This is a genomic window from Streptomyces sp. NPDC058307 (assembly GCF_042880295.1).
Lineage (GTDB): Bacteria > Actinomycetota > Actinomycetes > Streptomycetales > Streptomycetaceae > Streptomyces.
Window position 1 is genome coordinate 98,300 of record NZ_JBHVYZ010000012.1, and the last position, 26,250, is coordinate 124,549.

A 26,250-nucleotide genomic window follows, 5' to 3' on the forward strand; every position below is an offset into this window, starting at 1 on the left:
CGCGTCGGCCGCTGTGTCGAATGTTCCTACCGTGTGGGGCGGAGGCCCGGCGGCCTCAATACAGCGATGTAGTCCTCAGGCTGAGGCCTGACCGACTCGTGGACTGATCCCCGGCGGACGCCCGCTTGCCACAATGGAGCGGTGAACTCAGCGAGGCGAATCCTTCGACGCCGACCGTTCCCCACGAGAGGGCTGCGGACAGGTCTCATGCAGTCGTACGGTGGCCGCGGAGCTTCGGTGCTGCGCGCCATCGGCATGCCGCCGCGGCGCTCACGCTGGACCTGGATCGCCGATGTGCTGCTCGCCGCGGTGCTCGCGGTGGGCACGGTCTCCGCCGACCTGGGCCGCTCGGCCTACGACGACCGGCCGCAGGTGCCGCGCGTCACGACCTCGGCTCCGGCCTCGACATCGTCATCAGCTCCGGCCTCCGCGGCGCCGGCCCGCCCGCTCCCGCCGCGCGAGCAGGACTCCACGCCCGCTCAGCAGACCGACCGGAAGCTGCCCCCCGCCAAGCCGTGGGAGCTGGCGCTCGCCGTGCTCTGCGCGGCCCCGCTGGCACTGCGCCGGCGGTATCCGCTGGCCGCGTTCTGGGCGGTACTGGCCGCGACCTGGCTGTTCCACCTGGGCGAGATCACCACGGACGCGGCGGTGTTCGCCTTCGCCGGCGCGCTGATCGCGGCGTACAGCGCGGCGATGTACAGCCCCTACCGGGTGGCCGCGCTGGTGAGTCTGGCGCTGGGCGGCGGCGCGTTCACCGCGCTGTCCCTGCTGCCGGAGATAGACCGTGGTCTGATCCCCCTGCTGGTACTGCTGCCGGTGGCGCTCGCCGCCAACCTGGTGCACGCCTGGCAGCAGCGGGGCCGCGCCCAGCAGGAGGCGACCCGGCTCGCCGTGGAGCGCGAACGCTCGCGTATCGCACGGGAGTTGCATGACGTCGTCACCCACAACGTCAGCATGATGACGATCCAGGCCAGCGCCGCCCGCAAGACCCTCGACGCCTACCCCGACCAGGCCCGCGAGGCGCTGCAGGCCGTCGAGGCCGGCGGCCGGGCCGCGTTGGCGGAACTGCGGCACGTGATGGGTCTGCTGACGATGGTCTCGGACGGGCCGGATCCGGCCGCGACGGCGGACCTGGCACCGCAGCCGGGCCTGGGCCAACTGACCGAACTGACCGGGCGGGTGCGCGGCACGGGCGTACCCGTCGAACTGTCCGTCACCGGCACCCCGGCCCCGCTGCCCGCGGGCGTGGACCTCGCCGCGTACCGGGTGGTGCAGGAAGCACTGACCAACGCCGTCAAGCACGCCGCGGGCGCCAAGGTCACGGTGTCCGTGGAGCACGCGCCGGGCGAGCTGCGGGTGGCGGTCGAGGACACCGGCGGGCAGCGCAGGACACGGGTCACAGGCAGCGGCCGCGGACTGATCGGGCTGCGCGAACGGCTCGCCCTGTACGGCGGTACGCTGTCTGCCGGCAGCCGCCCGCACGGGGGCTTCGCGGTCCTGGCGGTCATCCCGGTGGAGGTCGAGTGAGCACCGAGGCACAGCACACGGACGACGGCATCGGGCCGCCCCGGGTGGTGATCGCCGACGACCAGGCGCTCGTCCGCACGGGCTTCCGAATGATCCTCGCGGCGGACGGCATCGAGGTCGTGGGTGAGGCGACCGACGGCGAGGAGGCGGTGGCCGTCGTCCAACGCACGCTCCCCGACGTCGTGTTGATGGACATCCGTATGCCGGGCACGGACGGACTGGAGGCGACCCGCCGCATCCTCGGCCGGGACGCCCCCTCGACCCCGCCGCGGGTCATCATCCTCACGACATACGACCTCGACCAGTACGTCTACGGGGCCCTGGCGGTCGGCGCCAGCGGCTTCCTGCTCAAGGACGTCACCCCGGAGCACCTCTCCGCCGCCGTGCGCCTGGTCCGCTCCGGCGACGCGCTGCTCGCGCCGTCGATCACCCGCCGTCTCGTAGAGCGCTTCGCCGTGCCCACCGGGCGTACGACCACGACGACACACCGCGATCTGTCCACGCTCACCCGGCGTGAACTGGAGGTCCTCGAATCCCTGGCCCGCGGCCTGAGCAACGCGGAGCTCGCCGCCCGTTTCCACCTGAGCGAGGCGACGGTGAAGACCCACGTGACGCACATCCTCGCCAAGCTCCAACTCCGCGACCGTGCCCAGGCGGTCATCGCCGCCTATGAGACGGGCCTGATCACACCGGGCTCCCTGGAGACCCCGTCGGCGGGCTGACGGCGCCGCCCGGGCCTTCGGGGCCCGGGCGGCGGTGTTTACCGGGGCTGTCGGGGCAGGGTGTCAGTTGCCACCGCGCGATGTCCCCGCGGCGGTTGAGCAGGAAATAGACGGTGCCGTTGGGGCCGACGAGGTCGGCGGTGAGGTCACCGCGGTAGGTGTGGACGATGTTGACGTACACCTTGGTCGTCGCGGAAGCGTTGCCGTCGCGGCCGGTGATGGTCACCGGAGACCCCACGGCGGCGCCGTTGTCGGGGATGTCGACGCGGGTGGAGTTGGCGTAGGCGTAGGCGATCTGGCAGCTGAAGGTGTCCGAGGCGCTCGCTCCGGTGCTGTCGGTCACCGTGACCGTGACGCCCCCCGTGCCGAGGGTGGTCGGGGTTCCTCTGATCAGGCCGCTCTGGGCTGAGGGTCAGGCCGTCCGGCAGGCCGCCGGCCTCGTAGGTCAGCGAGGATCCCGTGTTGGTGGTGTAGGCGTCCAGCTGCAGGCTGACCACCTGGTTGACGCCGCTGATCTGGTCGGCGATCGGGGCGAGGTCGACGCCGAGGGCGATGGGGTTGCCGACGTTGATCGCGGCCCAGGCGTCGGCGACGGCGAGGTAGGTCGGGCTGTACGCGCCGAACAGGTCGGCGGCGGCCGACAGGGTGGCGGTGCGGGCTCCGGCGTAGTAGGTGGTCGAGGTCATATACGTGGTCAGCGCCCGGTACCAGATGGCGGCGGCGTTCTCGATGCCGATACCGGTGACGGGCCGGCCGTCATGGGTCGGGCTGTCGTAGGAGACGCCGTTGACGGTCTTGGCTCCGCTGCCCTCGGAGAGCAGGTAGAAGAAGTGGTTGGCGGGCCCGGAGGAGTAGTGGACGTCGATGCCGCCCAGGGTGGAGCTCCAACTGTCCCTGGAGTCACCGTCCTTGGAGGGCTTGTCCATGTAACGCAGTGGAGTGGCGTCGCCGTTGATGTCGATCTTCTCGCCGACGAGGTAGTCGCCGGGGTCGGCGGCGAGGTTCTCGTGGAACTCGACCGCGGCGGCGAAGATGTCGGAGGTCGCCTCGTTCAGGCCGCCGGACTCGCCCGAGTAGACGAGGCCCGCGGTGGCGGCGGTGACCCCGTGGCTCATCTCGTGGGCGGCCACGTCGAGCGCGGTCAGCGGGTGGGGGTTGCCCGAAGCCGTCGCCGTAGGTCATGCAGAAGGACTCCCGGACGTCCCACAGCCGAGAGGCGATGCCGCGGTGGGCCTCGGACTCCTCCTCGAACTTGGAGGTCTTCGTCCCAAGGCTCATCCAGCTGACCAGGAGCGCGATAGAAGAGGTCGCGAGGCTCGTCATCACTGCGTTGCCGAGCAGGCCGACCACCGCGGCCAGGAAGGTGCCCGAGCTGATCGCCGTGAGAGCAATGAGGACGCCCTGCTGCCACCGGTGCTTGGTGAAGCAGATGTCCGCCTGCTTCTCATGGGTCTTGTGGCTGTAGACCACGCGCCCGAAGGCCTCTCGCATCTGCGCCAGAAGGTACGGGTCGCGGTCGGGCACCGCTTCGCTTTCGTGTGTCAGTTCGTTCCTACTCGGTCGAGGACTCCTGGACATGCGCCTGAAAGTCAGGTGCACGTCTTCTTTGTATGGCGGCGACCACTGACACTCCGACCGACGTGAGCTACCTCCCGTTCAGGTCTCGTTCGATCCGGCCTGCCCTGCGGCCCTCTCCTGCTTCGCGCAGGTAGCGGAGAGCGGTGGACACGATGCCGCAAGGCCGCTCGCCCTCCTTCTCCGCGGCGGCCCCGCGAAGCTCCTGGCTCCAGGCCCGGGCGAGAGCGAGGCTCGGAACAACTGGTGCTGTTCCGGACGGACCGGGGGCGGCCCCGGCAGCTCGCCGACGCCTGTGCCGCGTGCGCGGTGGTGATTCCGTAGGCGGCGACCATCCCGGAGCCCCCTGCGGCGTGCGACGGCACGGCCCGCGAGCCGCCGTCGTCCGGCCGTCGACCTCGATCACGCGGGGACCGCTCGCCGTCAGCCGCAGCTCGACATGAAGCACCCCCAGCTCAGGCCCAGAGCCCGGACCGCGGCGGCCACGACCCCTTCAACAGGCCGCTCGACCTACGCGGCATCGCCTGACCTGCACGATCACCCGCAAACAGGACTTCGAATCGACCCTGCCCCATGCCTCCCGCGTCAGGCACGAGGAGACACCGCGTGGGAAGCAGTACCTGCGTGTACTGCTTCGCCCGCAAGACCCACAGCCATCTCGACCTGGACACCGGTCTCGGCTTCGCCTCGCAGATCGTGGTCAAGGTGAACGCCCCGGAGCTGCTGCGCCGCCAGCTGGGCTCGCGCCGGTGGGTGGACGATCACATAGCGATGGGCACCGACGTCGACTGCTACCAGCGCGCCGAGGGCCGCTACCGCCTGATGCCGGGCATCCTCGCCGCCCTGCGCGACCAGGCGAACCCCTTCTCGATCCTGACGAAGGGCACGCTGATCCTGCGGGACCTCGGCCTCCTCACGCAGGCCGCCGAGGTGACGGACGTCGGGATCCCCGTGTCCGTCGGCTTCACCGACTCCGAGCTGTGACGCACCGTCGAGCCGGGCACACCGGCTCCCGAGCGGCGCCTGGACGTCGTACGGACTCTGGGTTCGAGCACGGGATCGGGTGCGGGGTGCTGATGGCACCGGTGATCCCGTTCCTGAGCGACCAGCCGGCCCAGCTGCGGGCCACCGTGCGCGCGGTCGCCGCCGCGGGGGCCACCTCGGTCACCCCGCTGGTGCTGCACCTGCGGCCGGGCGCCCCGCGAGTGGTTCATGGCCCGGCTGAATCGCGAGCACCCGCATCTGGCGTTGCCTGAACTGCGGCAGCCACGTGTCCACGAGCGGCCAGGGCACACCGCACGTGTCCAGCGGCAAGGCGCAATGTGCTCAGGAGCCCTCGAGAGAGCACGCGTCGCGACGGCAGAAGCGGGCGTCTCACACCCGTCTCACAGAACCCACGGAAGAGTGCAGGTCGGAGTGCATCCGACCTGCACTCTCTGGACCCTATGGACGTTTCAGAGCCCCCACGGACGGCAGGTAAACTCCGTACACGTGACTTCCGCTCCCGCCAAGCCCCGCATCCCGAACGTCCTCGCCGGACGTTACGCCTCCGCCGAGCTCGCCACGCTCTGGTCACCCGAGCAGAAGGTGAGGCTCGAGCGTCAGCTCTGGCTCGCCGTGCTGCGGGCCCAGAAGGACCTCGGGATCGAGGTGCCCGAGGAGGCCCTCGCCGACTACGAGCGGGTCCTGGACACCGTCGACCTGGCCTCCATCGCCGAGCGCGAGAAGGTCACGCGGCACGACGTGAAGGCGCGGATCGAGGAGTTCAACGACCTCGCCGGGCACGAGCAGGTCCACAAGGGCATGACCTCCCGTGACCTCACGGAGAACGTGGAGCAGCTCCAGATCCGGCTCTCCCTGGAACTGATCCGCGACCGCAGCGTGGCCGTCCTGGCGCGCCTGGGCAAGCTGGCCGGGGAGTACGGCGAGCTGGTCATGGCCGGCCGCTCGCACAACGTGGCCGCGCAGGCCACCACCCTCGGCAAGCGTTTCGCGACCGCGGCGGACGAGCTGCTCGTGGCGTACGGCCGGGTCGAGGAACTCCTGGCCCGCTACCCGCTGCGTGGCATCAAGGGCCCGGTCGGCACCGCGCAGGACATGCTGGACCTGCTGGGCGGGGACGCGTCGAAGCTGGCGGAGCTGGAGCAGCGGATCGCCGGTCACCTGGGCTTCTCGCAGGCGTTCACCTCGGTCGGCCAGGTCTATCCGCGCTCCCTGGACTACGAGGTGGTCACCGCGCTGGTGCAGGTGGCCGCGGCCCCCTCCTCGCTGGCGAAGACGATCCGTCTGATGGCCGGGCACGAGCTGGTGACCGAGGGCTTCAAGCCGGGCCAGGTCGGCTCCTCCGCGATGCCGCACAAGATGAACACGCGGTCCTGCGAGCGCGTCAACGGCCTGATGGTCATCCTGCGCGGCTACGCCTCGATGACCGGCGAACTGGCGGGCGACCAGTGGAACGAGGGCGACGTGTCCTGCTCGGTGGTGCGCCGGGTCGCGCTGCCGGACGCGTTCTTCGCACTCGACGGTCTCCTGGAGACCTTCCTGACGGTCCTCGACGAGTTCGGCGCCTTCCCGGCCGTCGTCGCGCGCGAACTGGACCGCTACCTGCCCTTCCTCGCCACCACCAAGGTGCTGATGGGCGCGGTACGCGCGGGCGTCGGCCGTGAGGTCGCGCACGAGGCGATCAAGGAGAACGCCGTCGCCTCCGCCCTCGCGATGCGCGAGCAGGGCGCCGAGCGCAACGAACTCCTCGACAAGCTGGCCGCCGACGAGCGCATTCCGCTCGACCGCGCCGGGCTGGACGCGCTGATGGCCGACAAGCTGTCCTTCACGGGCGCCGCGGCCGACCAGGTCGCCGCCGTCGTCGGCCGGATCGAGGAGATCGTCAAGCAGCACCCGGCGGCCGCGGGTTACACGCCGGGGGCGATCCTCTGACCCGGTTCACCCCCGCGGACCTGGAGGCCGCCCGCGACCGGCTCGTGCCGGATGTCGTCGCGGACGGCCTCCGCGTGCTGTTCTGCGGCATCAACCCCGGGCTGATGACGGCGGCGACGGGCCATCACTTCGCCCGCCCCGGCAACCGGTTCTGGCCGGTGCTCCATCTGTCCGGCTTCACACCGAGGCTCCTGAAGCCGTCGGAGCAGCAGGAGTTGCTGTCGTACGGGCTCGGGATCACCAATGTCGTGGCCCGGGCGTCCGCTCGGGCGGACGAGCTGAGCGCCGAGGAGTACCGCGAGGGCGGGCGGCTGCTGGCGCAGAAGGTGGCGCGGCTCAGGCCCCGCTGGCTGGCCGTGGTGGGGGTCACCGCCTACCGCGCGGCCTTCGACGACCGGAAGGCACAGGTCGGACCCCAGGAGCGGACGATCGGGGACTCGCGCGTGTGGGTGCTGCCCAATCCGAGCGGCCTCAACGCGCACTGGACCGCGGCGACCATGGCGGAGGAGTTCGCCCGGCTGCGGGTGGCGGCGGAGCGGGGCTAGCGGGTCACAACGGGTCGATGTCCGAGGCCACGGCGAGGACGTGGACCTCGTCGGTCTCGTCCCGGTAGTCCACGCCGAGGGCGATCCAGCGGTCCTCGCCCGGAGGCTGCCACAGGCCCAGGTCGTCCGCCACGCGGCTCGTCATGGCCCAGGGTTCGGGTATCTCGTCGCCCCGCTCGCCGTGCACCCGGAGCGTGCCCGTTCCCCCGGGGCGGCTGCTGCGGTAACCGGGTCCCACCCCGTAGGGAGGCTCGCCGTCCGCCGCGGTCAGGCCGCGGGCGCACAGCGAGTCGATCGCGGCGAGGTACTTCGCACTGTCCATGTGATCCAGTAAACCGGCCACCACTGACATTTGGCGGGGCGTCAGGCGACTTGCGGTCAGGCGACTTGGGGTCAGGCGTCCCGGTGGCGCACGCTCCAGGCCCCCGCGGCCAGAGCGGCGGCGGCCCAGGCCGCGGTCACGGCGAGTCCCGTCCACGGTCCCAGCGGGCCCTCGTGCGTCTCGTACAGGACGATCTGTCCCGCCCGGTCCGGCATGAAGTCGGTGGCGCCACCGGCCACGTCGCCGATCACGAACGAGACGACCAGGACGAACGGGATCAGGAGCGAGAGCGCCGCCACCCCACTGCGCAGCGCTGCCGCGAGACCCGCCGCCAGCAGCGCCATCAGGGTGAGGTAGATCCCGCAGCCGACGACACCGCGTACCTGTTCACCGGTGCTGAGGCCGCTCGCCGCCTCGCCCAGCCCGGCACGTGCCACGACGAGGGCGGCGCAGGCGGTCACCAGGCCGACCAGGAGGGTGGGTACGGCGACGGCGGTCGCCTTCGCCGCGAACCACCGGCCCCGCCGCGGCACGGCGGCCAGTGACAGCCGCAGGCCACCTGCGTGGAACTCCGACGACACCGCCATCGCGCCGAAGGAGATGGCCGCGATCTGGCCCGGCGCGACCCCGGACAGCGCCATGGACAAGGGATCGAACTCCGGGTCGGAGGTCTCGGACACTCCGGCGATCGCGGAGAACGCGGTGGTCGCGGCGAACAGGGCGAGCAGTGACCCGAGGAGCGAGCGCAGCGTACGGATCTTCAGCCACTCGGAGTGCAGAACGGCGGTGAAGGACATGTCAGGCCTCCTGGGACTGTGCGGTGAACTCGGTTTCGGCGGCGGTGAGGTCGAGATAGGCCTGCTCCAAGGTGCCTTCCTGCGCGGCCAGTTCGAGGAGGGGGACGCCCGCGGCGGAGACGATGGCGCCGATCTCGTCCACGCGTGCGTGCTGGACGGTCCAGTGCCCGTCCTCGTGTTCCTCGGCGTCATGGCCGTGCCGCGCGAGGGCGCTCTTGAGGGCGGTCGGGTCGCTCGTGCGGATACGGACGCTGGGCTGCACGCGTGCGTGGATGAACTCCCGCATCGGTGTGTCGGCGAGGAGGTGTCCCCGGCCCAGGACGACGAGGTGGTCGGCGAAGGACGCGGTCTCGTTCATGAGGTGGCTGGAGACCAGCACCGTGCGGCCCTCCCCGGCCAGCCGGCGCAGCAACGCGCGGATCCAGATGATGCCTTCGGGGTCGAGGCCGTTCGAGGGCTCGTCGAGCATGATCACGCCGGGGTCGCCGAGCAGGGCGGCCGCGATGCCGAGCCGCTGCCGCATGCCCAGGGAGTACGTCTTCACCCGCCGCCGTGCGACCGCGGCCAGCCCCGTCTGCTCCAGCATCTCGTCGACCCGGCGGCCGGGAATGCGGTTGCTCGCCGCCAGCGTGCGCAGGTGATCGCGGCCGGTACGGGAGCCGTGCGCGGCTTGGGCGTCGAGCAGGGCGCCGACATGACGCAGGGGTTCGTCGAGGGTGGCGTAGGCGCGGCCGCCGATCGTGGCCGTCCCGGAGGTGGGGCGGTCGAGGCCGAGGACGAGCCGCATGGTGGTGGACTTTCCGGCGCCGTTGGGGCCGAGGAAGCCGGTGACACGGCCGGGGAGGACTCGGAAGGTGACGTCGTCCACGGCGCGTCGGGTGCCGAACTCCTTGGTGAGGGCCTGGACTTCGATGCTGGTCATGGCAGCAGCCTGGCCGGTGGCAGGGGGGCGGGGCCTCCCCCGCGCGTGGAGATCGGCTCCCCCGTGCGGGGGAGGTTCGTTGTCGGTGCCGGCTGGCACGATGACCGCATGGCCCGCTTGCTGCGCCCGTTCGGACGGGCGGTCACTTACACACGATGGCTGCATCTGTTCGTCGCCGTCGTGTGGCCGGCCATGTGGTTGTTCGTCGAGGAGGCGTGGTGGATCTGGCCGTTGGCGGCCGTGACGCTCGCGCCCGCCGGGCTGGTGCCCGCGATGCGCACCGTGGAGGGACTGCAGGCGAGGCTGCTGCTGACCGGACACCGGGACGACGACGAGAGCTCCGACATCGTCGTCGCGCCGTCAGCGTCCTGGAGCGACCGGTGGCGGCTCCTCCTGTGGCTGGAGGCGCGGCTGCTGCTGGGCAACGCGACGGCGATGCTCACCGTGCAACTGCTCATCAGCGTCGTGGATCTGGTGGCGTCCGCCTTCGGTCAGGACGTCGACGAGGGGGTGCTGGTCCTCCTCGACGGCCACCACTGGTGGCACGTCCTGCTCGCACCCGTGTCGTTGGCCGCGCTGGCGGCGACCGTGGTCGGTTCGGGCCGTCTGATCACCGCGCTCGCCCTCCGGCTGCTCGGCCCCTCCCCCGCCGAGCGCCTGGCCGCCCTGGAGGAGCGCACCGAGCAGCTCCTGGAGCGCACCCGTATCGCCCGTGAGCTGCACGACTCCATCGGGCACGCCCTGACCGTCGCGGTCGTCCAGGCGGGCGCCGCGCGGGCGGCCGGCGATCCGGCCTTCACGGACCGTGCCCTGGACGCCATCGAGGAGACCGGCCGGGCCGCGCTGGAGGACCTGGAGCGGGTCCTCGGCGTGCTGCGCGAGTCCGAGCGACCGGTGAGCAGCCGCCCGACGCTCACGGACGCCGACCGGCTCCTGGAGTCCGCGCGGGCGTCCGGAGCCAAGGTGGACGCCGAACTGACCGGGCCCGTGGACACCGTCCCCGGGCCGGTCTCCCGCGAGGGTTACCGGATCCTCCAGGAGGCGCTCACGAATGTGCTGCGGCATGCCGGGTCCGTCCCGGTCCGGGTCCGTGTCGAGGTCACGGACGGGGTCCTCGCTCTGGAGGTCCGCAATCCGCTGACGACCGGCATACCGGGCCCGGGGCGGGGCAGCGGGCTGCGCGGCATACGCGAGCGTGCGGCCCTGCTCGGCGGCCACGCGCACACCGGGCCCGACCGGGGCGACTGGCAGGTGCATGCCGAGCTGCCGCTGCGCTGACCTACGCTGGCGGAATGCCGGTCACCGTTCTCCTCGTCGACGACGAACCCCTGGTCCGCGCCGGTCTGCGGGCCGTACTGGAGGCGCAACCCGACATCGAGGTCGTCGGCGAGGCCGCGGACGGGGCGGCGGTGATCCCCCTCGTACGGCAGTTGCGGCCCGACGTGGTCGCCATGGACGTACGGATGCCCCTGCTGGACGGCATCGAGGCCACGCGCGCGGTGCTGCGGACGGTCGAGGAGCCGCCGAAGATCCTGGTGGTGACGACGTTCGAGAACGACGAGTACGTGTACGAGGCGCTGCGGGCCGGCGCCGACGGGTTCCTGCTGAAGCGGGCGCGGCCGGCCGAGATCGTGCACGCCGTGCGGCTGGTCGCCGAGGGCGAGTCGCTGCTGTTCCCAGCCTCGGTACGGCAGCTGGCCGCCCAGTACGGTGACGAGGGCGGCAATCGGGCCGCCCGGGCCGCGATGGAGAGGGCCCAGTTGACCGAGCGGGAGTCCGAGGTGCTGCGGCTGATGGCACGCGGTCTGTCCAACGCGGAGATCGCCGCGCGGCTGGTCGTCGGCACCGAGACCGTGAAGTCGCACGTCAGCGCCGTGCTGGCGAAGCTGGGGGCGCGCGATCGGACCCAGGCGGTGATCGCGGCGTACGAGTCGGGGTTCGTGGCGCCGGGGTGAGCCGAGCGTCCCGCCGGGGCGTGTGACGTATCTCCCGGCCCGGCACTGCCGACGGGGCGTTTCCCCGAGTACGATCCGCCCAACACGCGCACGAGCTGGGAGGACGGACGTTGGGGCGACTGACCGGCGGGGATCCCTCTCTCCTGCGAAGGATCAATTCCGCGGTGGTGCTGCACGCCCTGCGTGCCACGGACTGCGCGACGCTGACCGAGATCACCCGGGTGACGGGCCTGTCCCGGCCGACGGTCGAGGGGGTCGTCGAGGGGCTCATCGAGGGCGGTCTGGTCGTGGAGAAGGCGGCGGACGAGAGCGTCGCCCGACGACAGGGGCGGCCCGCGCGGCGGTTCCGGTTCCGGGCCGAGGCCGGGCATCTGCTGGGCCTCGACATCGGACCGCACCGGGTCGCCGCGCTCCTGTCCGACCTCGACGGCCGGGTGCTCGGCGCCGTCGCCAAGGACGTCGACGAGACGGCCGCCGCCGACGAGCGCCTGGAGCGGCTGCGCACCGCGGTCGCCGAACTGCTGCGCCGGGCCGGCGTCGCGCGCGACTCCCTGTGGGCCGTGGGCGTCGCCTCGCCGGGCATCGTGGAGGCGGACGGCACCATACGGCTGTGCGCGGCGCTGCCCGGCTGGACGGGGCTGCGGCTCGGCGAGCGGCTCAGCCGTTCCTTCAAGTGCCCGGTGCTGGTCGAGAACGACGCCAACGCGGCCGCGGTCGCCGAGCACTGGAAGGGTTCCGCCACCGAGTCCGACGACGTGGTGTTCGTGCTGGCCGGGCTGAGCCCGGGGGCCGGTTCGCTTATCGGCGGGCGGCTGCACCGGGGGTACGGCGGGGCGGCCGGGGAGATCGGCGCGCTGCATCTGCTGGGCAGCGAGGTCAGCCCGGAGACGCTGCTGTCCACCACCGACGAGCCCCTGCACCCGCTCGACGAGCAGGCCGTGGCCGAGGTCTTCGCGCAGGCGCGCGAGGGCGACCAGCGGGCCCGGGCGGCCGTGGACCGCTTCATCCAGCGGCTCGTGCACGACGTGGCGGCCCTCGTCCTGGCCCTCGATCCGGAACTCGTCGTGGTCGGCGGCTGGGCGGCCGGCCTGGACGGCGTACTGGAGCCCCTGCGGCGCGAGTTGGCCCGCTACTGTCTGCGCCCGCCGAAGGTCGCCCTGTCGCTGCTCGGCGAGGCGGCCGTGGCGACGGGTGCGCTGCGGCTGGCCCTGGACCATGTGGAGGAGCAGTTGTTCGCGGTGGAGGGCACGGTCACGGCACGGCGCTGAGCGGTCCGGTGCCGGCGTCGCGGTGCCCCGGACACCCGCCGGGGCACCGCCGTATCGCTCAGGAGGCCTGGCGTTCGGGGCTCTCATGGATCTCCACCGCGCCGGAGTCCCCGAAGGTCAGCCGGCAGGTGTCCGCGCGGTAGGTGGCCACCGAGACGGCGGCGGTGCGGCCCCCGGCCAGGTAGCGGGTGGTGACGACGAGCACCGGGGCGCCGGGCAGGCGGTCCAGTTCCTTCGCGTCGTCCGCGCGGGCCGAGCCGAGTTCGACGGCGTTCTCGCGGCTCTCCAGCTCCAGGCGCTGCAGTTCGCGCAGCACGGCACGCGCGCGTGCCGCCCCCGACGGGGCGTCTATGGCGGAGAGCTCCGGCACCGACACCTCGGGGATGTACAGCAGTTCGGCCGCGACGGGCTGGCCGTGGGTCATCCGGGAGCGGCGTACGACGTGCACCGGCTGCTCGCGGTCGGTGCCGAGCGCGTCCGCGACGGACGCGGGCGGCACCGCGGCGGCGCAGTCGACGGCCTGCCAGTCGTCGCCGGCCGCACCGGGCCAGGCCTGCTGCTCGCTGCCGACGGCCACGCCCACGCGTGGCGGCGCGACGGTCGTCCCGACACCGCGGCGGCGCTGCAGCCTGCCTTCCAGCTCCAGCTGCTCCAAGGCCTGGCGGAGCGTGGCGCGGGCGACGCCGAAACGGGCGGCGAGGTCGCGCTCGTTGGGCAGGATCTCGCCCACGGAGAATTCGGAGTCCAATGCCTCACTGAGCACGGTCTTGAGATGCCAGTACTTCGGTTCCGGCACCGATTCGAGCTGCGTGGTCCCCACCCTTGCCTCCGCAATCGCCGTGGTCCGGCGGCGTTTTAGCGCCCTTGTTTATTAAAGGTTGTTGCACTTCTCTGCGACCATAGGGCGGCACCCACCCTTGGTCAAGACCAATCCTCGATCCCCTGCAGGCCACGCGGCCGGGATGCCACACAGCGTTCATGAGGCCTTCAGACAACAGGCAGAGCGCGCAGCTTGTCCGGGTTGCGGATGATGTAGACGGACTGGATGCGGCCGTCCAGGATGTCCAGCTGGAAGACGGAGTCGGGCTTTCCGCCCGACAGGACGAGCACCGCGGGCCCGCCGTTGAGCTCCAGGAAGCGCCAGCTGAAGTCCGGGACGCCCTTTTGGGCGACGCCGACGACGAAGCGGCCCACGTGGTCGGCCGACTCCAGGATCCGCAGCGGTGCCTTGGCCTTGCCGCCGCTGTCGCCGACGAGCCGGACGTCCGGGGCGAGCAGCGACATCAGCCCCTCCAGGTCGCCTCCGCCCGCGGCGGCGAGGAAACGCTCCGTCAGAGCGCGGCGCCGCACCGGGTCGACGTCGTAGCGCGGCCGTCGTTCGTCGACGTGCCTGCGGGCGCGCCCTGCGAGCTGCCGTACGGCGGGTTCGGCGCGGTCGAGCATGGCGGCGATCTCGGCGTAGGGGTACCCGAAGGCCTCCCTGAGGACGAACACCGCCCGCTCCAGCGGTGACAGCGACTCCATGACGACCAGGACCGCGAGGGAGACCGAGTCGGCGAGGACGGCCTGCTCGGCGGTGTCCGGGACCGCGTCCCCGAACTCGGTCACGTACGGCTCGGGCAGCCAGGGGCCGACATACGTCTCGCCGCGCGCCTTGACCTGGCGCAGCCGGTCGATGGCCAGGCGCGTGGTGACGCGGACCAGATAGGCGCGCGGTTCGCGCACCTCGCTCCGGTCGGCCGCCGACCAGCGCAGCCAGGCGTCCTGCACCACGTCCTCGGCATCGGCGACGCGCCCGAGCATGCGGTAGGCGACGCCCAGGAGGACGGGACGGTGTTCTTCGAAGACATCGGTCTCGGTGTCAGTGGCCACGGGTTCATCCCAACGCAGGCGCCTGGTCGTGTCCAGGCGGTTATGAGGCGCGGCGGACCGTTGGGACGGCAGGGTCTACCCGCCAGTAGCAATTGCTGACAAGCTGTCTACAGCGCGTCCGCCGCGTCACCGCGTCAGCCCCCGTGAGCCGCCGTCAAGGAGCCCCATGTCCGCCACCGTCTCCTTCAAAGTCCCCTCCGCCGAGGGACCGCAGCCCGTGACCGTCTCCTACGCGCGCGTGGGCCGCGGTGAGCCGCTGCTCCTGCTGCACGGCATCGGTCACCACCGGCAGGCCTGGGACCCGGTTGTGGACATCCTGGCGACCGAGCGCGACGTGATCGCCGTGGACCTGCCCGGATTCGGCGCGTCGCCGGGGCTGCCCGAGGGGCTGTCGTACGACCTGGCCACGACGACGTCCGTGTTCAAGGCGCTCTGCGAGGCCCTCGAACTGGACCGCCCGCACGTGGCGGGCAACTCCCTGGGCGGGCTGCTGGCCCTGGAACTCGGCCGCGCGCAGCTCGTGCGGTCCGTCACGGCGCTGGCTCCCGCGGGGTTCTGGTCGCAGGCCGAGCGGCGCTACGCGTTCACGGTGCTGCTCGCGATGCGGCGCATCTCCCGGCGGCTGCCGCTGCCGCTGGTCGAGCGGCTGTCACGCAGCACGGCCGGCCGCACGCTGCTCACGAGCACCATCTACGCCCGCCCGGGCCGACGTTCACCCGAGGCCGTGGTCGCCGAGACGCTGGCGCTGGCGCAGGCCACGGGGTTCGACGAGACGCTCCGGGCCGGCACCGCCGTCCAGTTCGGCGACGACGTCCCGGGATTGCCTGTAACGGTCGCCTGGGGCACCAGGGACAGGGTGCTCGTGCCCCGGCAGGGTGTGCGGGCCAAGCGGATCATTCCCCGGGCCCGGCTCGTGCGCTTGCCCGGCTGCGGCCACTGCCCGATGAACGACGACCCGGCCCTGGTCGCGCGGGTCATCCTCGACAGCAGCCGCTGAGCCCTTCCGCCCCCGGCTCAACGCCCCGGATCCCAGGGCGACTCCGGCGCCGACCAAGGCGCTGCCCACGGCCTGGGCGGCGCCGTAGGAGCCGGTGCCCACGAGGGGCGCGGTAGCGGCGGCCGCGACCGGGATGAGGCCCGAGAACAGCGTGGCGCGCTCGGCGCCGATCCGCTGCATGCCCATGTACCAGCACACGAAGCCGACAACGGTGACGACCGCCGCCTGCCACAGCAGCGCGGCGGCCTCGGTGGTCTCGGGGCGGCGCAGCCACGCGGTGCCGTCCAGGAGCACTCCGGCCACCGCGGCCTCGACGGCGGCCACCGCGCAGACGGTGGCGGACAGCAGCCGTGGCCCCAGGGGCCGCAGCACTGGCACGGCGAGCACCGCGAAACCGACCTCGCCGGCCAGCGCGCACACGGAGAAGGCGAGGCCCGCGCCGTCCGTACGGCCCCAGCCCTGGACGGCGAAGGCGCCGAGGGCCACGAGCAACGCGCCCCGCAGGACACGGCGTCGGGGCCGGCGTCCCTCCAGCAGAGGGACGAGGACGGCCACCAGCACGGGGGCACAGCCCACGAAGACGCCGGGGACGGCCGGTTCCGCGGTGCGTTCGGCGGCGATGACGGCGAGGTTGAAGCCGACCATGCCCACGGCGGCGAGGAGCGCGAGACGGGTCCATTGACGGGGCTCCAGTGCGCGCAGCCGGGCCGTGGCGCCCTTCGCGGCCAGGGGGACCAGCAACAGCGCGGCGAGGCCGTAGCGCAGGGCCTGGCCGCCCGCGTACGGGTAGTCGCCGAGGAGGCTGTTGGCGGTGAAGGAGCCTCCGACGAGGACGCAGGCGAGCGCGGCGAGGAGGGAGCCGCGCATGGTGGTGGCGTTCATGGGGACGACGCTAGGAACTGCTGCGGCCCGGTTTAAGGTCCAGTGGCATGACGTCATCGGGGACCAATCCGGAGCAACGGCCGCACGACCCTCCCGTCGGGTCGGCCGCCTGGGAGCTGCTGCTGCCCGCCGTCTCCGCGCCGGCACGCACGCGTGGCCGTTCCCTTCAGGCGGCGCTGAGGGAGGCGGTCCGGTCCGGGCGGCTCGTGCCGGGGACGCGGCTGCCGTCGAGCCGGGATCTGGCCGCCGACCTCGGTGTGTCGCGCGGGCTCGTCACCGAGGCGTACGAACAGCTGACGGCGGAGGGTTATCTGCGCAGCGGCCGGGGGGCCGGCACCTGGGTCGGCGGTGCCGTGCGGGCCGCCCGGCCACGCGCGCGTGACCTGGCCCCGCGCACCTCGGGCACGCGCGCGGACTTCGTCGTCGGGACGCCCGACCTGTCGTTGTTCCCCCGCACCGCCTGGGCCACCGCCCACCGGGGCGTGCTGGCGGAGCTGCCGCACCAGGACCTCGGCTATCCCGACCCGCGCGGGTTGCCCCGGCTGCGCGCCGCGCTGGCCGAACTGCTGACGCGCCGCAGGGGTGTGGTCGCCGATCCGGAACGGATCGTGGTCGTCTCCGGCGTCGCGCAGGCGACGACGCTGCTCGGATTCGCGCTGCACGCGCGCGGCTTGCCGACGGTCGGCGTGGAGGACCCCGGGAGCCCCCAGCACGACTCCCTGTACGCGGCGGCGGGCGTCGCCACCGTTCCCGTACCGCTGGACGAGGACGGCATCCGCGTCGGGTCCCTGCGGGATGCGGGCGTGCGTGCCGTCGTCACGACGCCCTCCCACCAGTTCCCCACCGGTATCGCCTACTCCGCGCGGCGGCGCACGGAACTGCTCGACTGGGCCCGCTCCGTCGACGGCCTCGTACTGGAGGACGACTACGACGGCGACTTCCGTTACGACCGGGCGCCCGTGGGGGCGCTCCAGGGGCTGGATCCGGACCGGGTCGCCTACGCGGGATCGGTCAGCAAGTCCCTCGCTCCCGGACTGCGGCTCGGCTGGCTGCTGGTGCCGCAGACGCTGGCCGACGAGGTCGTCGAGCGCAAGCGGACCATGGATCTCGGCCATCCCACGCTCGACCAGGCGCTGTTCGCCCGGTTCGTGGAGCGCGGCGACTACGACCGCCAACTGCGCCGCTGCCAGCACGCCTACCGGGAGCGGCGCGACGCGCTGGTCTCCGCGCTGGAGGAGCACCTGCCCGGCACGGAGGTGTCCGGGATCGCCGCGGGGCTGCATGTCATCGCCGCGCTGCCACACCGGTACGGCCCCCAGGGGAAGTTCCTCGCCCGTCTCGGCACGGCGGGCGTGGCCGTCCGTCCGCTGACGGACTACGCACACGCGCGTGCCGAGCCCGACGACGAGGGGGGCGTGCGGCTGGTCCTGGGATACGCGCACCTGTCGCCGACGCGGATCCGGGACGGCGTAAGGCTGATGGCCGAGGCCGCCCGCGACTGAGCCGCGCTTGAACACACAGGTTCTTCCCGCGGCCGGTTGTTCACCTGCGGTTCGCGTGTGCGCTGCGGCGTCACGGTAGTTGTGGCAGCGCACACCGGCCGGATCCCGTCCCTGGAGGCGCATCCATGTCACACCGTCCGTTCCCCGGCCGCCGCGGCGTGCTGCGCGGCTCCCTGGCCGCATCGGCCGCCCTCACCCTGCCCGCGATGTCCGGAGCCGCACCGGCCTTCGCCCTCTCCGGGCGCCCCGGGGCGGGCTGGGGGGTGCAGACGGGAGACGTGACCTCCGACTCCGGCCTGGTGTGGGTGCGTTCCGACCGTCCGGCCCGGATGATCGTGGAGACGTCCGCGACCGAATCGTTCCGCAACCCGCGCAGATGGCACGGCCCGCTGCTCGGCGCGGACACCGACTTCACCGGTACGACCCGGCTGCGCGGTCTGCCGTCGGGCGAGCAGATCCACTACCGCGTGCTGCTTGCGGACCCGGATGACCCGCGCCGCACCGGCGAGCCGGTCGCCGGCACCTTCCGCACGGTGTCCCCCAAGCGCCGGGACGGGGTGCGGTTCCTGTGGTCCGGCGACCTCGCCGGGCAGGGCTGGGGCATCAACCCCGACTTCGGCGGCTACACGATCTACCGGGCGATGGCGGCACTCGACCCGGACTTCTTCCTGTGCAGCGGCGACAACATCTACGCGGACGGCCCGATCGCGGCGACCGCCGCCCTGCCGGACGGCAGCACCTGGCGGAACATCACCACCGAGGAGAAGTCCAAGGTCGCCGAGACCCTGGGCGAGTTCCGCGGCAACTTCCGCTACAATCTGCTCGACCACAACCTCCGGGCCTTCAACGCCCAGGTGCCGTCCGTCATCCAGTGGGACGACCACGAGGTGCGCAACAACTGGTACCCGGGCCAGCGGATCCTCGACTCCGACGCCCGCTACACCGAGAAGAGCGTCGACGTGCTCGCGGGCCGGGCGCGGCGCGCGTTCAGCGAGTACTTCCCGGTCTCCACGCTGCGGCCGGGAGCGCGGGACGGCCGGGTGTACCGGGTGCTGCGGCAGGGGCCGCTGCTCGACGTGTTCGTGCTGGACATGCGGACGTACCGCAACGCCAACTCGCCCGACGACCAGAGCGTGGACCCGCAGGGCATCCTCGGCCGGGAGCAGCTGGAATGGCTCGAGCGGGAGCTGTCGCGCTCGCGGGCGGTGTGGAAGGTGATCGCCTCCGACATGCCGCTCGGCCTGGTCGTGCCCGACGCCACGGAGGGCAGGGCGAACATCGAGGCGGTGGCGCAGGGCGATCCGGGCGCCCCGCTCGGACGTGAGCTGCAGATCGCGGAGCTGCTGCGGTACATCAAGCACCGGCGGATCACCGGCACCGTGTGGCTGACCGCCGACGTCCACCACACGTCGGCCCAGCACTACCAGCCGTCGCGGGCCGCGTTCACCGACTTCGAGCCGTTCTGGGAGTTCGTGTCGGGGCCGCTGAACGCGGGCGCCTTCCCGGCCAGTGCGCTCGACGGCACCTTCGGCCCCGAGCGGGTGTTCGTGAAGGCGCCGACCGCCTCGAACGTCTCCCCCGCGGGCGGCTACCAGTTCTTCGGCGAGGTCGAGATCGACGGCCACAGCGGTGAACTGACGGTACGTCTGCGGGAGCAGGACGGCACGGTGCTGTTCACGCAGGTGCTCCAGCCGGGACGGGTGGGACAGTGATCTCTCATCGACGTCACTCGTGACTGAACAGTTGAAAAGGGTACAAAAAAGCGCAGAACCACGCTTTACCGATCAGTCACAGTGCGTTCGTGATCACGCAACACCGTTCCTCCACAGTGGCTGTATGACTCGAGACATGTCTGATGTGACCCGTGCGAAAGACGGTCGCCCCGTGCACCACTGGCGGCGCGACGTCATCGAACTCGCTGCCCTGTTCACGGCCGTCGCGGTGGCCGACACCGTGGCGAACCTGATCGGGCACGGCCCCGACGGCACTGCGCTGCTGGTGATCTCGGCGGTGGCCCTGGCCGCCACGGCGGGATTCCACACCTGGTGGGCACGCCGCCACGGTCACGCGCCCCCGACGGGCGATACCGGCGCCCGGCCGCTGCCCGAGGGGGAGCGGGCCGGGCAGGCCGAGCAGCCGCACGTGACCTCGGATCCTGTGACCTCGGATCCCGTGATCGCGGAGAGCACGCTGTGGCGGATGCGCACCACGGTCAAGGACGAACCGGGCTCGCTGGCCGCCCTGTGCACGGTCCTCGCCGGGCAGCGGATCGACATCCTCAGCCTGCAGACCCACCCGCTGGCGAACGGCACGGTCGACGAGTTCCTGCTGCGGGCCCCCGGCGCGCTGGAGGGCTCCGAGATCACCCGGTCCGTCGCGCGGGCCGGCGGCTTCGACACCTGGATCGAGCGGGCCGACACCCACGATCTGGTGGACGCTCCGACCCGGGTGCTCGGTCTCGCCACCCGCACCGCGCTGGACGCGGCGGAACTCCCCCTCGCGTTGCGGCAGTTGCTGGGCCGCAGCACGATCCGGTCCTTGCCGGCCGCTCCGGCGGGAGGGGGTCACGGCGTGCCCGTGGAGGGAGTTCTGGAGGACACCGTGATGCGGTTGCGGGCGCCGGAAGGCGGAGTGATCACCGTGGAACGGCCGCATCTGCCGTTCACGCCGACGGAGTTCGCCCGGGCCCGGGCCCTGGTCGAGCTGGACGCCCGGCTCGGTCCGCGGGTGCCGCGCAGCCAGGACGTGATGACGCTGCCGGAAGGCCGGGACATCACCGTCCGCCGTGCCGACACCGGTGACCTGGAGGCGGCCCGGGCGATGCACGAGCGGTGCTCGTCGCGGACGCTCACCATGCGGTACCACGGGCCCGTCGGTGACGCCGACCGGTATCTCAACCACCTGCTCAGTCCCCGTTTCGGCCGCACACTCGCCGTGCAGACCGCGTCGGGGCGGATCGTGGGACTCGGGCACCTCCTGTGGGACGGCGACGAGACCGAGGTGGCGCTGCTCGTCGAGGACGCCTGGCAGCGGCGGGGCATCGGGAGCGAGCTGCTGGAGCGACTGGTGGCGCTGGCCGTCGAGGCCGGGTGCGAGAGCGTGTACGCCGTGACCCAGTCGTCCAACACCGGGATGGTCGCCGCGATGCGGGGGCTGGGGCTCCCCCTCGACTACCAGATCGAGGAGGGCACCCTGGTGATCACCGCGCGTATCGCTCCGCAGCAGGAGGCAGAGCCTGTTATGGGAGTCGCCGAGCCGCAGGCCGATACAGCTCGGCGTCCCTGACCGGGCGCTCCAGCGCCGCGTCGAGATCCGCCCACAGGTCCTCGACGTCCTCCAGTCCCACCGACAGCCGGAGCAGACGGTCGCTCACGCCCGCGCCCCTGCGGTCGTCGGCGTCCACTATGCGATGGCTGATGGAGGCCGGGTGCTGGATGAGGCTGTCCACACTGCCCAGGCTCACCGCCGGGGTGATCAGACGGACCCGACTGATCACCCCGTGCGGGTCGCCGGCCACCTCGAAGGCGATCATCGCGCCGCCGATGCGTGGGTAGTGGACCCGGGTGACGCGCGGGTCGGCCGCGAGGCGGCGGGCGAGTTCGGCGGCGTTCGCGGACGCCGCCCGCACCCGTACCGGAAGAGTCGCGAGACCTCGCAGCAGAAGGTAGCCGGCCAGCGGATGCAGGACGCCACCCGTGGCGAAGCGCACCTGCCGCAGCCGGCCGGCGAACTCCTCGTCGCAGGCCACCACCCCCGCCATGACGTCCCCGTGGCCGCCGAGGTACTTGGTGGCGCTGTGCAGCACCAGGCGGGCGCCCTGTTCGGCGGGGCGCTGGAGCACCGGCGTGGCGAAGGTGTTGTCCACGAGGAGGGGCACCGAGCCGCAAGAGTGGGCCAGGGCCCGCAGGTCGATCTCGGCGAGGGTGGGGTTGGCCGGGGACTCGACCAGGACCAGGCCGGTGTCCGGGCGCAGCGCGTCGGCGACTCCCGCCGGGTCGGTCCAGGTGACCTCCGTGCCGAGGAGTCCGGCGCTCAGGAGGTGGTCGCTGCAGCCGTACAGGGGGCGTACGGCCACCACGTGGCGCAGGCCCAGGGAGGCCCGTACGAGAAGGACCGCCGTGAGCGCGGCCATGCCGCTGGCGAAGGCGACCGCGGCCTCGGTGTTCTCCAGGCGGGCCAGGGCGGTCTCGAAGCGGGCGACGGTCGGGTTGCCGAGGCGTCCGTACACCGGCGGACCCTGCGGCTCGGCGCCCGTGGCGGCGAAGGCGTCGATACGGGCGGCCTCGCCGCGGCTGTCGTAGGACGGGTAGGTCGTCGACAGGTCGATGGGCGGGGCGTGCAGTCCCTGGCGGGCGAGGTCGTCGCGGCCGGCGTGGACGGCCTCGGTGGCCAGTGCTCTGAGCGGCGTACGGGATGCGGTGGAGGTGCGCGCTGAGTCCATGCCCGCAAGGGTGAACACCGACCGGCGTTCTCGGGGTGAGGCCCGTGCTACGTTCGGCCGATGGCCGAATCTGTCGTACTGGACCCGGTGGACCTGCATCTGCTGCGGCTGCTGCAGAACGACGCCCGGACCACCTACCGCGATCTCGCCGCCCAGGTCGGTGTCGCGCCGTCGACCTGTCTGGACCGGGTGACCCGGCTGCGCCGCTCGGGCGTCATCCTCGGACATCAGCTGCGGCTGGATCCGGCCAAGCTGGGCCGGGGCCTGGAGGCGCTGCTGTCGGTGCAGGTGAGGCCGCACCGGCGGGAGCTGGTGGGGCCGTTCGTGGAGCGGATCCGGGCGCTGCCGGAGTCACGCAGCGTCTTCCATCTGACCGGCCCGGACGACTACCTCGTGCACGTGGCCGTGGCGGACATGACGGATCTGCAGCGGCTGGTGCTGGACGGGTTCACCTCCCGGCGCGAGGTCGCCCGGGTGGAGACCCGGCTGATCTTCCAGCAGTGGGACTGCGGGCCGCTCCTTCCGCCGGCCACGCCGACAGCGGAATCGGGGTGACTCCCGCGAGGTCCGCGTATGAGGATGGACCGCATGTCTGAGACTCAGAGCCCGCTGCCCCGTCAGGTCGCCGACGCCTACGTCGACGAGCTCATCGCCCTCGATCCGATCACCGGTACCTACCTGGGTGTGAAGGAGAGTTCGAGCAAGCTGCCCGACACGTCACCGGCGGGCCAGGAGGCGCTCGCGGAGCTTCGGCGGACCACGCTCACGAAGCTCGACGAGGCCGAGCGGCAACCTGGCGCGGACACTGACATCGAGCGTCGGTGCGCCCGGCTGCTGCGGGAGCGGCTGACGGCCGAACTCGCCGTGCACGAGGCCGACGAGGGCCTGCGCGCGGTCGGCAACATGGCCACGCCCGCGCACGAGATCCGTGAGGTCTTCACGGTCACCCCGGCCGACACGGAGGAGGACTGGGCGGCGATCGCCGAACGCCTGCGTGCCGTGCCCACGGCGTACGCGGGCTACCGCGCGTCCCTCCAACTCGGCCTGGACCGCAAGCTGTACGCGGCGCCGCGTCCGACCGCGACCTTCGTCGAGCAGCTCACCGAGTGGGCGGACACCGACGGCAACGGCCGCGGCTGGTTCGAGGACTTCGTCTCGGCGGGCCCCGAGGCGCTGCGCGCCGAGCTCGACGAGGCCGCCCGCGCCGCGACCGCCTCCGTGGTGGAGCTGCGCGACTGGATGCGGGACGTGTACACGCCGACGATCGAGGACGCCCCGAACACCGTGGGCCGGGAACGGTACGCCCGCTGGGCCCGCTACTTCAACGGCACGGACCTCGATCTGGACGAGGCGTACGCGTACGGCTGGTCCGAGTACCACCGGCTGCTCGGCGAGATGAAGCAGGAGGCCGAGAAGATCCTGCCCGGCGCCGAGACGCCGTGGGTGGCGCTGGCCCACCTCGACGAGCACGGCAGGCACATCGACGGCGTCGACGAGGTCCGCGACTGGCTCCAGGGCCTGATGGACCAGGCGATCGACGCGCTGGACGGCACCCACTTCGAACTCGCCGAGCGGGTGCGGAAGGTGGAGTCGTGCATCGCCCCGCCCGGCGGCGCGGCCGCCCCGTACTACACGCCCCCCTCGGAGGACTTCTCGCGCCCCGGCCGCACCTGGCTGCCGACCATGGGGCAGACCCGCTTCCCCGTCTACGACCTCGTCTCGACCTGGTACCACGAGGGCGTACCGGGCCATCACCTCCAGCTCGCCCAGTGGGCCCATGTCGCGGAGAACCTCTCCCGCTACCAGGCGGCGGTGGGCGGGGTCAGCGCCAACGCCGAGGGCTGGGCGCTGTACGCGGAGCGGCTGATGGACGAGCTCGGCTTCCTCACGGACGCGGAGCAGCGGCTCGGCTATCTCGACGCGCAGATGATGCGGGCCGCCCGGGTCATCGTCGACATCGGCATGCATCTGGAGCTGGAGATCCCGGCGGACTCGCCCTTCCACCCGGGCGAGCGCTGGACCCCCGAGCTGGCGCAGGAGTTCTTCGGCGCGCACAGCAGCCGTCCGGCGGACTTCGTGGAGAGCGAGCTGACCCGCTACCTCACGATCCCCGGCCAGGCGATCGGCTACAAGCTCGGCGAGCGGGCCTGGCTGCTGGGCCGGGAGAAGGCCCGCGAGCGGCACGGCGACGCCTTCGACCTCAAGGCCTGGCACATGGCGGCGCTGTCGCAGGGCTCTTTGGGGCTGGACGATCTGGTGGACGAACTGGCGCAGCTCTGACGCTCGGGATCAGGTGACCGACTCGGACCCGTGATCCGGGTCGGTCACCGACCGCAGCCGTCAGCCCGCCAGCCGCCGCAACTGCACGAGCCCCAGCCAGGTCTCCGGCCCCGGCCGCACGTTGGCGGCGCGTACCGCGTACGTGCCGGGAGCGAGCGTGACCTTCAAGTGGTCGGTGTCGACCGACTCGTTGCCGCGCCAGGCCGCGTCGAAGAGGACGACCGGGCCGGGTACCGTCCAGCTCACCTCGTCCTCCCAGACGGCGGTGGCGAGGGCGGCGGGGACCGCGGCGAGGAGTTCGTCCTCGGAGTCGGCGGCGCACCACCGTACGAAGGTGTCGTGGTCGGCCAGGTAGGAGGTGGAGGCGGGCTCGTCCCCGAGAACCAGTGCGGCGGAGTCGCCGACCGGCAACAGGCCCACCATGCAGTCGACTTCGCAGGCCCGGTCGTAGTCCGAGACCGTCTCGTCGCCGTCGGCGCCCGCCCAGAAGGGGAGCACCGTCTCCGGCACCGCTATGAGCGGGCCGCCGCCCGACTCCACCCACTCCACCGCGCCCGGCTCCGCATATCGCACCATGGGCCAGAACCTACACGCACAGGAACCCCAAAGTTGCACCTGCACAGGAACCCCACTTCGGTCGCCGGAACTCAGCAGCCGCAGTCCTCCGAGCCGGCCGGCGCGGTCAACGGGTCGGCGGCGCGCCGCTCCCGGCCCTGCCAGGTCTCGAACGCGAAGCCCTCGCGCACCCAGTACTCGAAGCCGCCAAGCATCTCCTTGACCCGGTAGCCGAGTTCGGCGAGGACGAGGGCGGCACGGGTGGCGCCGTTGCAGCCCGGGCCCCAGCAGTACGTCACTACGGGGACGGACCTGTCGAGGAGCTGTTCGGCCTGCTCGGGGATGAGGGCGGTGGGCAGGTGGACCGCGCCCGGGATGTGGCCCTGGTCCCAGGCAGCGGTGGAGCGGGAGTCGAGGACCACGAAGCCGGGGTCGCCGTCGGCGGCGAGCGCGGCGGCGACGTCGGAGACGTCAGCGTGGAAGGCGAGTTCGGCGCGGAAGTGGGCGGCGGCCTCGGCCGGGGCGGCGGGGGCGACGCGCAGGACGGGGTTCAGAGTGAGCGAGTCGGTTGTCGTCATGCCGGAAATCTACGGTCGATGATCACCTACCTGAAGGGGGATTCCACGGCGTGCACCTTGCCCGGCCGGGGATTGCCCTGCTATTCCTCGGGCATGACCGCGTATTCCCCGGACGCCACCGACTGGCTCATCCTCGACGTCCTCCAGCGGGAGGGCCGGGCCAGTTTCGCCGAGCTCGCCCGTGCCGTCTCCATGTCCGCGAGCGCGGTCACCGAGCGGGTGCGGCGGCTGGAGGAGGCGGGCGTCATCCAGGGGTACGCCGCCGTCGTGGACCCCGACCGGCTGGGCCTGCCGATCCTGGCCTTCGTCCGCCTTCGGTACCCCAACGGCAACTACAAGCCCTTCCACGACCTGGTCGCCGTGACGCCCGAGATCCTGGAGGCGCATCACGTGACCGGCGACGACTGCTTCGTCATCAAGGTCGCCGCGCGCTCGATGCGGCACCTGGAGGAGGTGTCGGGCAGGATCGGCACGCTGGGCTCGGTGACCACGAGCGTCGTGTACTCGTCCCCGCTCCCCCGGCGGCCCGTGGGGCGCTGACCTCAGCCTCCGTTGACCTCACCTCCGTTGACCTCA

The 26,250-nt window shown here is 72.2% G+C and carries 22 protein-coding genes and 4 pseudogenes; 15 read left to right on the forward strand and 11 right to left on the reverse strand.

All coding sequences use genetic code 11. The annotated features are described in order from the left end of the window. Positions 1-207 precede the first annotated feature (207 nt). Together ACFVYN_RS11840 and ACFVYN_RS11845 are read left to right on the forward strand one after the other, a co-directional pair. The gene (locus tag ACFVYN_RS11840; RefSeq protein WP_389996101.1) at positions 208-1,527 is read left to right on the forward strand and encodes a sensor histidine kinase; all 1,320 of its coding nucleotides are present in this window, start codon (positions 208-210) and stop codon (positions 1,525-1,527) included. Next, the gene (locus ACFVYN_RS11845) at positions 1,524-2,249 is read left to right on the forward strand and encodes a response regulator (RefSeq protein ID WP_389996104.1); all 726 of its coding nucleotides are present in this window, start codon (positions 1,524-1,526) and stop codon (positions 2,247-2,249) included. The genes ACFVYN_RS11840 and ACFVYN_RS11845 overlap by 4 nt, the downstream gene beginning before the upstream one ends. Before the next feature lie 76 nt (positions 2,250-2,325). Here the strand turns inward: ACFVYN_RS11845 and ACFVYN_RS11850 are convergent. Both ACFVYN_RS11850 and ACFVYN_RS11855 read right to left on the reverse strand, forming a co-directional pair. Further along, positions 2,326-3,440, reverse strand: a pseudogene (locus tag ACFVYN_RS11850) (M4 family metallopeptidase); the annotation flags it as partial. A 54-nt stretch (positions 3,441-3,494) separates the two neighbouring features. Then, positions 3,495-3,827 (reverse strand): annotated as a pseudogene (locus ACFVYN_RS11855) (SLATT domain-containing protein); the annotation flags it as partial. A 615-nt stretch (positions 3,828-4,442) separates the two neighbouring features. On the opposite strand from ACFVYN_RS11855, the pseudogene ACFVYN_RS11860 reads away from it, so the two are divergent. The 3 genes and pseudogenes from ACFVYN_RS11860 to mug form a co-directional block, all read left to right on the forward strand. After that, positions 4,443-5,069, forward strand: a pseudogene (locus ACFVYN_RS11860) (radical SAM protein); the annotation flags it as partial. Positions 5,070-5,315: 246 nt separating this feature from the next. Continuing rightward, complete coding sequence (gene purB, locus ACFVYN_RS11865) at positions 5,316-6,758, forward strand: adenylosuccinate lyase (protein WP_389996245.1); 1,443 nt, start codon at positions 5,316-5,318, stop codon at positions 6,756-6,758. A gap of 44 nt (positions 6,759-6,802) precedes the next feature. Further along, positions 6,803-7,303: a G/U mismatch-specific DNA glycosylase gene (gene mug / locus ACFVYN_RS11870; protein ID WP_389996107.1), complete on the forward strand. Its 501-nt coding sequence runs from the start codon at positions 6,803-6,805 to the stop codon at positions 7,301-7,303. A gap of 4 nt (positions 7,304-7,307) precedes the next feature. On the opposite strand, the gene ACFVYN_RS11875 is transcribed toward mug, so the two are convergent. The 3 genes from ACFVYN_RS11875 to ACFVYN_RS11885 all read right to left on the reverse strand — a co-directional run bounded on the left by ACFVYN_RS11875 (position 7,308) and on the right by ACFVYN_RS11885 (position 9,344). Further along, the gene (locus ACFVYN_RS11875) at positions 7,308-7,625 is read right to left on the reverse strand and encodes a hypothetical protein (protein WP_389996110.1); all 318 of its coding nucleotides are present in this window, start codon (positions 7,623-7,625) and stop codon (positions 7,308-7,310) included. A 71-nt stretch (positions 7,626-7,696) separates the two neighbouring features. After that, entirely contained in the window at positions 7,697-8,422 is a 726-nt protein-coding gene (locus ACFVYN_RS11880) for an ABC transporter permease (protein WP_389996112.1), read from the reverse strand. A 1-nt stretch (position 8,423) separates the two neighbouring features. Further along, entirely contained in the window at positions 8,424-9,344 is a 921-nt protein-coding gene (locus tag ACFVYN_RS11885) for an ATP-binding cassette domain-containing protein (protein WP_389996115.1), read from the reverse strand. A 108-nt stretch (positions 9,345-9,452) separates the two neighbouring features. Here ACFVYN_RS11885 and ACFVYN_RS11890 point away from each other — a divergent pair, with 108 nt between their 5' ends. The 3 genes from ACFVYN_RS11890 to ACFVYN_RS11900 all read left to right on the forward strand — a co-directional run bounded on the left by ACFVYN_RS11890 (position 9,453) and on the right by ACFVYN_RS11900 (position 12,567). Further along, entirely contained in the window at positions 9,453-10,622 is a 1,170-nt protein-coding gene (locus ACFVYN_RS11890) for a sensor histidine kinase (protein WP_389996118.1), read from the forward strand. Between the two features lie 14 nt (positions 10,623-10,636). Next, the gene (locus tag ACFVYN_RS11895; RefSeq protein WP_389996121.1) at positions 10,637-11,299 is read left to right on the forward strand and encodes a response regulator; all 663 of its coding nucleotides are present in this window, start codon (positions 10,637-10,639) and stop codon (positions 11,297-11,299) included. A 110-nt stretch (positions 11,300-11,409) separates the two neighbouring features. Next, a complete protein-coding gene (locus ACFVYN_RS11900; protein ID WP_389996123.1) occupies positions 11,410-12,567 on the forward strand; it encodes an ROK family transcriptional regulator in 1,158 nt (385 codons plus the stop codon). 58 nt (positions 12,568-12,625) lie between these two features. Here ACFVYN_RS11900 and ACFVYN_RS11905 read toward each other — a convergent pair whose 3' ends face one another. Both ACFVYN_RS11905 and ACFVYN_RS11910 read right to left on the reverse strand, forming a co-directional pair. Next, positions 12,626-13,387, reverse strand: coding sequence for a GntR family transcriptional regulator (locus tag ACFVYN_RS11905; RefSeq protein WP_389996126.1), 762 nt, complete (start codon positions 13,385-13,387; stop codon positions 12,626-12,628). Between the two features lie 167 nt (positions 13,388-13,554). Next, positions 13,555-14,439, reverse strand: a complete 885-nt coding sequence (locus ACFVYN_RS11910) for an RNA polymerase sigma-70 factor (RefSeq protein WP_389996129.1) — start codon at positions 14,437-14,439, stop codon at positions 13,555-13,557. Positions 14,440-14,605: 166 nt separating this feature from the next. Here ACFVYN_RS11910 and ACFVYN_RS11915 point away from each other — a divergent pair, with 166 nt between their 5' ends. Then, positions 14,606-15,436, forward strand: a complete 831-nt coding sequence (locus ACFVYN_RS11915) for an alpha/beta fold hydrolase (RefSeq protein WP_389996132.1) — start codon at positions 14,606-14,608, stop codon at positions 15,434-15,436. Positions 15,437-15,529: 93 nt separating this feature from the next. On the opposite strand, the pseudogene ACFVYN_RS11920 reads toward ACFVYN_RS11915, so the two are convergent. Beyond that, a pseudogene (locus ACFVYN_RS11920) lies at positions 15,530-16,375 on the reverse strand (EamA family transporter); the annotation flags it as partial. Between ACFVYN_RS11920 and ACFVYN_RS11925 the strand changes: the two are divergent. The 3 genes from ACFVYN_RS11925 (at position 16,366) to ACFVYN_RS11935 (ending at position 21,105) form a co-directional block, all read left to right on the forward strand. Beyond that, positions 16,366-17,820, forward strand: coding sequence for a PLP-dependent aminotransferase family protein (locus ACFVYN_RS11925; RefSeq protein WP_389996134.1), 1,455 nt, complete (start codon positions 16,366-16,368; stop codon positions 17,818-17,820). The pseudogene ACFVYN_RS11920 and the gene ACFVYN_RS11925 sit on opposite strands and share 10 nt — an antisense overlap. Before the next feature lie 125 nt (positions 17,821-17,945). Further along, on the forward strand, positions 17,946-19,532 hold the full coding sequence (locus ACFVYN_RS11930; protein WP_389996137.1) for an alkaline phosphatase D family protein: 1,587 nt from the start codon (positions 17,946-17,948) through the stop codon (positions 19,530-19,532). A gap of 136 nt (positions 19,533-19,668) precedes the next feature. After that, positions 19,669-21,105: a GNAT family N-acetyltransferase gene (locus ACFVYN_RS11935; RefSeq protein ID WP_389996140.1), complete on the forward strand. Its 1,437-nt coding sequence runs from the start codon at positions 19,669-19,671 to the stop codon at positions 21,103-21,105. On the opposite strand, the gene ACFVYN_RS11940 is transcribed toward ACFVYN_RS11935, so the two are convergent. After that, a complete protein-coding gene (locus ACFVYN_RS11940; protein ID WP_389996143.1) occupies positions 21,059-22,261 on the reverse strand; it encodes a trans-sulfuration enzyme family protein in 1,203 nt (400 codons plus the stop codon). The genes ACFVYN_RS11935 and ACFVYN_RS11940 overlap by 47 nt on opposite strands. Before the next feature lie 60 nt (positions 22,262-22,321). On the opposite strand from ACFVYN_RS11940, the gene ACFVYN_RS11945 reads away from it, so the two are divergent. Both ACFVYN_RS11945 and ACFVYN_RS11950 read left to right on the forward strand, forming a co-directional pair. Further along, positions 22,322-22,816 carry an Lrp/AsnC family transcriptional regulator gene (locus ACFVYN_RS11945; protein ID WP_389996145.1) on the forward strand — a complete coding sequence of 165 codons (495 nt, stop codon included), beginning with the start codon at positions 22,322-22,324 and terminating at the stop codon, positions 22,814-22,816. A 33-nt stretch (positions 22,817-22,849) separates the two neighbouring features. Then, the gene (locus ACFVYN_RS11950) at positions 22,850-24,541 is read left to right on the forward strand and encodes a DUF885 domain-containing protein (RefSeq protein WP_389996148.1); all 1,692 of its coding nucleotides are present in this window, start codon (positions 22,850-22,852) and stop codon (positions 24,539-24,541) included. Between the two features lie 60 nt (positions 24,542-24,601). Here the strand turns inward: ACFVYN_RS11950 and ACFVYN_RS11955 are convergent, their stop codons facing one another. Further along, positions 24,602-25,117, reverse strand: a complete 516-nt coding sequence (locus ACFVYN_RS11955) for an immunity 21 family protein (RefSeq protein ID WP_389996150.1) — start codon at positions 25,115-25,117, stop codon at positions 24,602-24,604. A 71-nt stretch (positions 25,118-25,188) separates the two neighbouring features. Continuing rightward, a complete protein-coding gene (locus ACFVYN_RS11960; protein WP_389996153.1) occupies positions 25,189-25,674 on the reverse strand; it encodes a rhodanese-like domain-containing protein in 486 nt (161 codons plus the stop codon). A 93-nt stretch (positions 25,675-25,767) separates the two neighbouring features. Here ACFVYN_RS11960 and ACFVYN_RS11965 point away from each other — a divergent pair, with 93 nt between their 5' ends. Next, positions 25,768-26,214, forward strand: coding sequence for an Lrp/AsnC family transcriptional regulator (locus ACFVYN_RS11965; protein WP_389996156.1), 447 nt, complete (start codon positions 25,768-25,770; stop codon positions 26,212-26,214). Positions 26,215-26,250: the final 36 nt, after the last annotated feature.

Coding starts and splice junctions, on each gene's coding strand:
- ACFVYN_RS11930 (WP_389996137.1), top strand. CDS start 17,946: ATGTCACACCGTCCGTTCCCCGGCCGCCGCGGCGTGCTGCGCGGCTCC.
- ACFVYN_RS11915 (WP_389996132.1), top strand. CDS start 14,606: ATGTCCGCCACCGTCTCCTTCAAAGTCCCCTCCGCCGAGGGACCGCAG.
- ACFVYN_RS11965 (WP_389996156.1), top strand. CDS start 25,768: ATGACCGCGTATTCCCCGGACGCCACCGACTGGCTCATCCTCGACGTC.
- ACFVYN_RS11945 (WP_389996145.1), top strand. CDS start 22,322: ATGGCCGAATCTGTCGTACTGGACCCGGTGGACCTGCATCTGCTGCGG.
- ACFVYN_RS11955 (WP_389996150.1), bottom strand. CDS start 25,117: ATGGTGCGATATGCGGAGCCGGGCGCGGTGGAGTGGGTGGAGTCGGGC.
- ACFVYN_RS11885 (WP_389996115.1), bottom strand. CDS start 9,344: ATGACCAGCATCGAAGTCCAGGCCCTCACCAAGGAGTTCGGCACCCGA.
- ACFVYN_RS11940 (WP_389996143.1), bottom strand. CDS start 22,261: ATGGACTCAGCGCGCACCTCCACCGCATCCCGTACGCCGCTCAGAGCA.
- ACFVYN_RS11925 (WP_389996134.1), top strand. CDS start 16,366: ATGACGTCATCGGGGACCAATCCGGAGCAACGGCCGCACGACCCTCCC.
- ACFVYN_RS11880 (WP_389996112.1), bottom strand. CDS start 8,422: ATGTCCTTCACCGCCGTTCTGCACTCCGAGTGGCTGAAGATCCGTACG.
- ACFVYN_RS11950 (WP_389996148.1), top strand. CDS start 22,850: ATGTCTGAGACTCAGAGCCCGCTGCCCCGTCAGGTCGCCGACGCCTAC.
- ACFVYN_RS11840 (WP_389996101.1), top strand. CDS start 208: ATGCAGTCGTACGGTGGCCGCGGAGCTTCGGTGCTGCGCGCCATCGGC.
- ACFVYN_RS11960 (WP_389996153.1), bottom strand. CDS start 25,674: ATGACGACAACCGACTCGCTCACTCTGAACCCCGTCCTGCGCGTCGCC.
- ACFVYN_RS11935 (WP_389996140.1), top strand. CDS start 19,669: ATGTCTGATGTGACCCGTGCGAAAGACGGTCGCCCCGTGCACCACTGG.
- ACFVYN_RS11875 (WP_389996110.1), bottom strand. CDS start 7,625: ATGGACAGTGCGAAGTACCTCGCCGCGATCGACTCGCTGTGCGCCCGC.
- ACFVYN_RS11890 (WP_389996118.1), top strand. CDS start 9,453: ATGGCCCGCTTGCTGCGCCCGTTCGGACGGGCGGTCACTTACACACGA.
- ACFVYN_RS11895 (WP_389996121.1), top strand. CDS start 10,637: ATGCCGGTCACCGTTCTCCTCGTCGACGACGAACCCCTGGTCCGCGCC.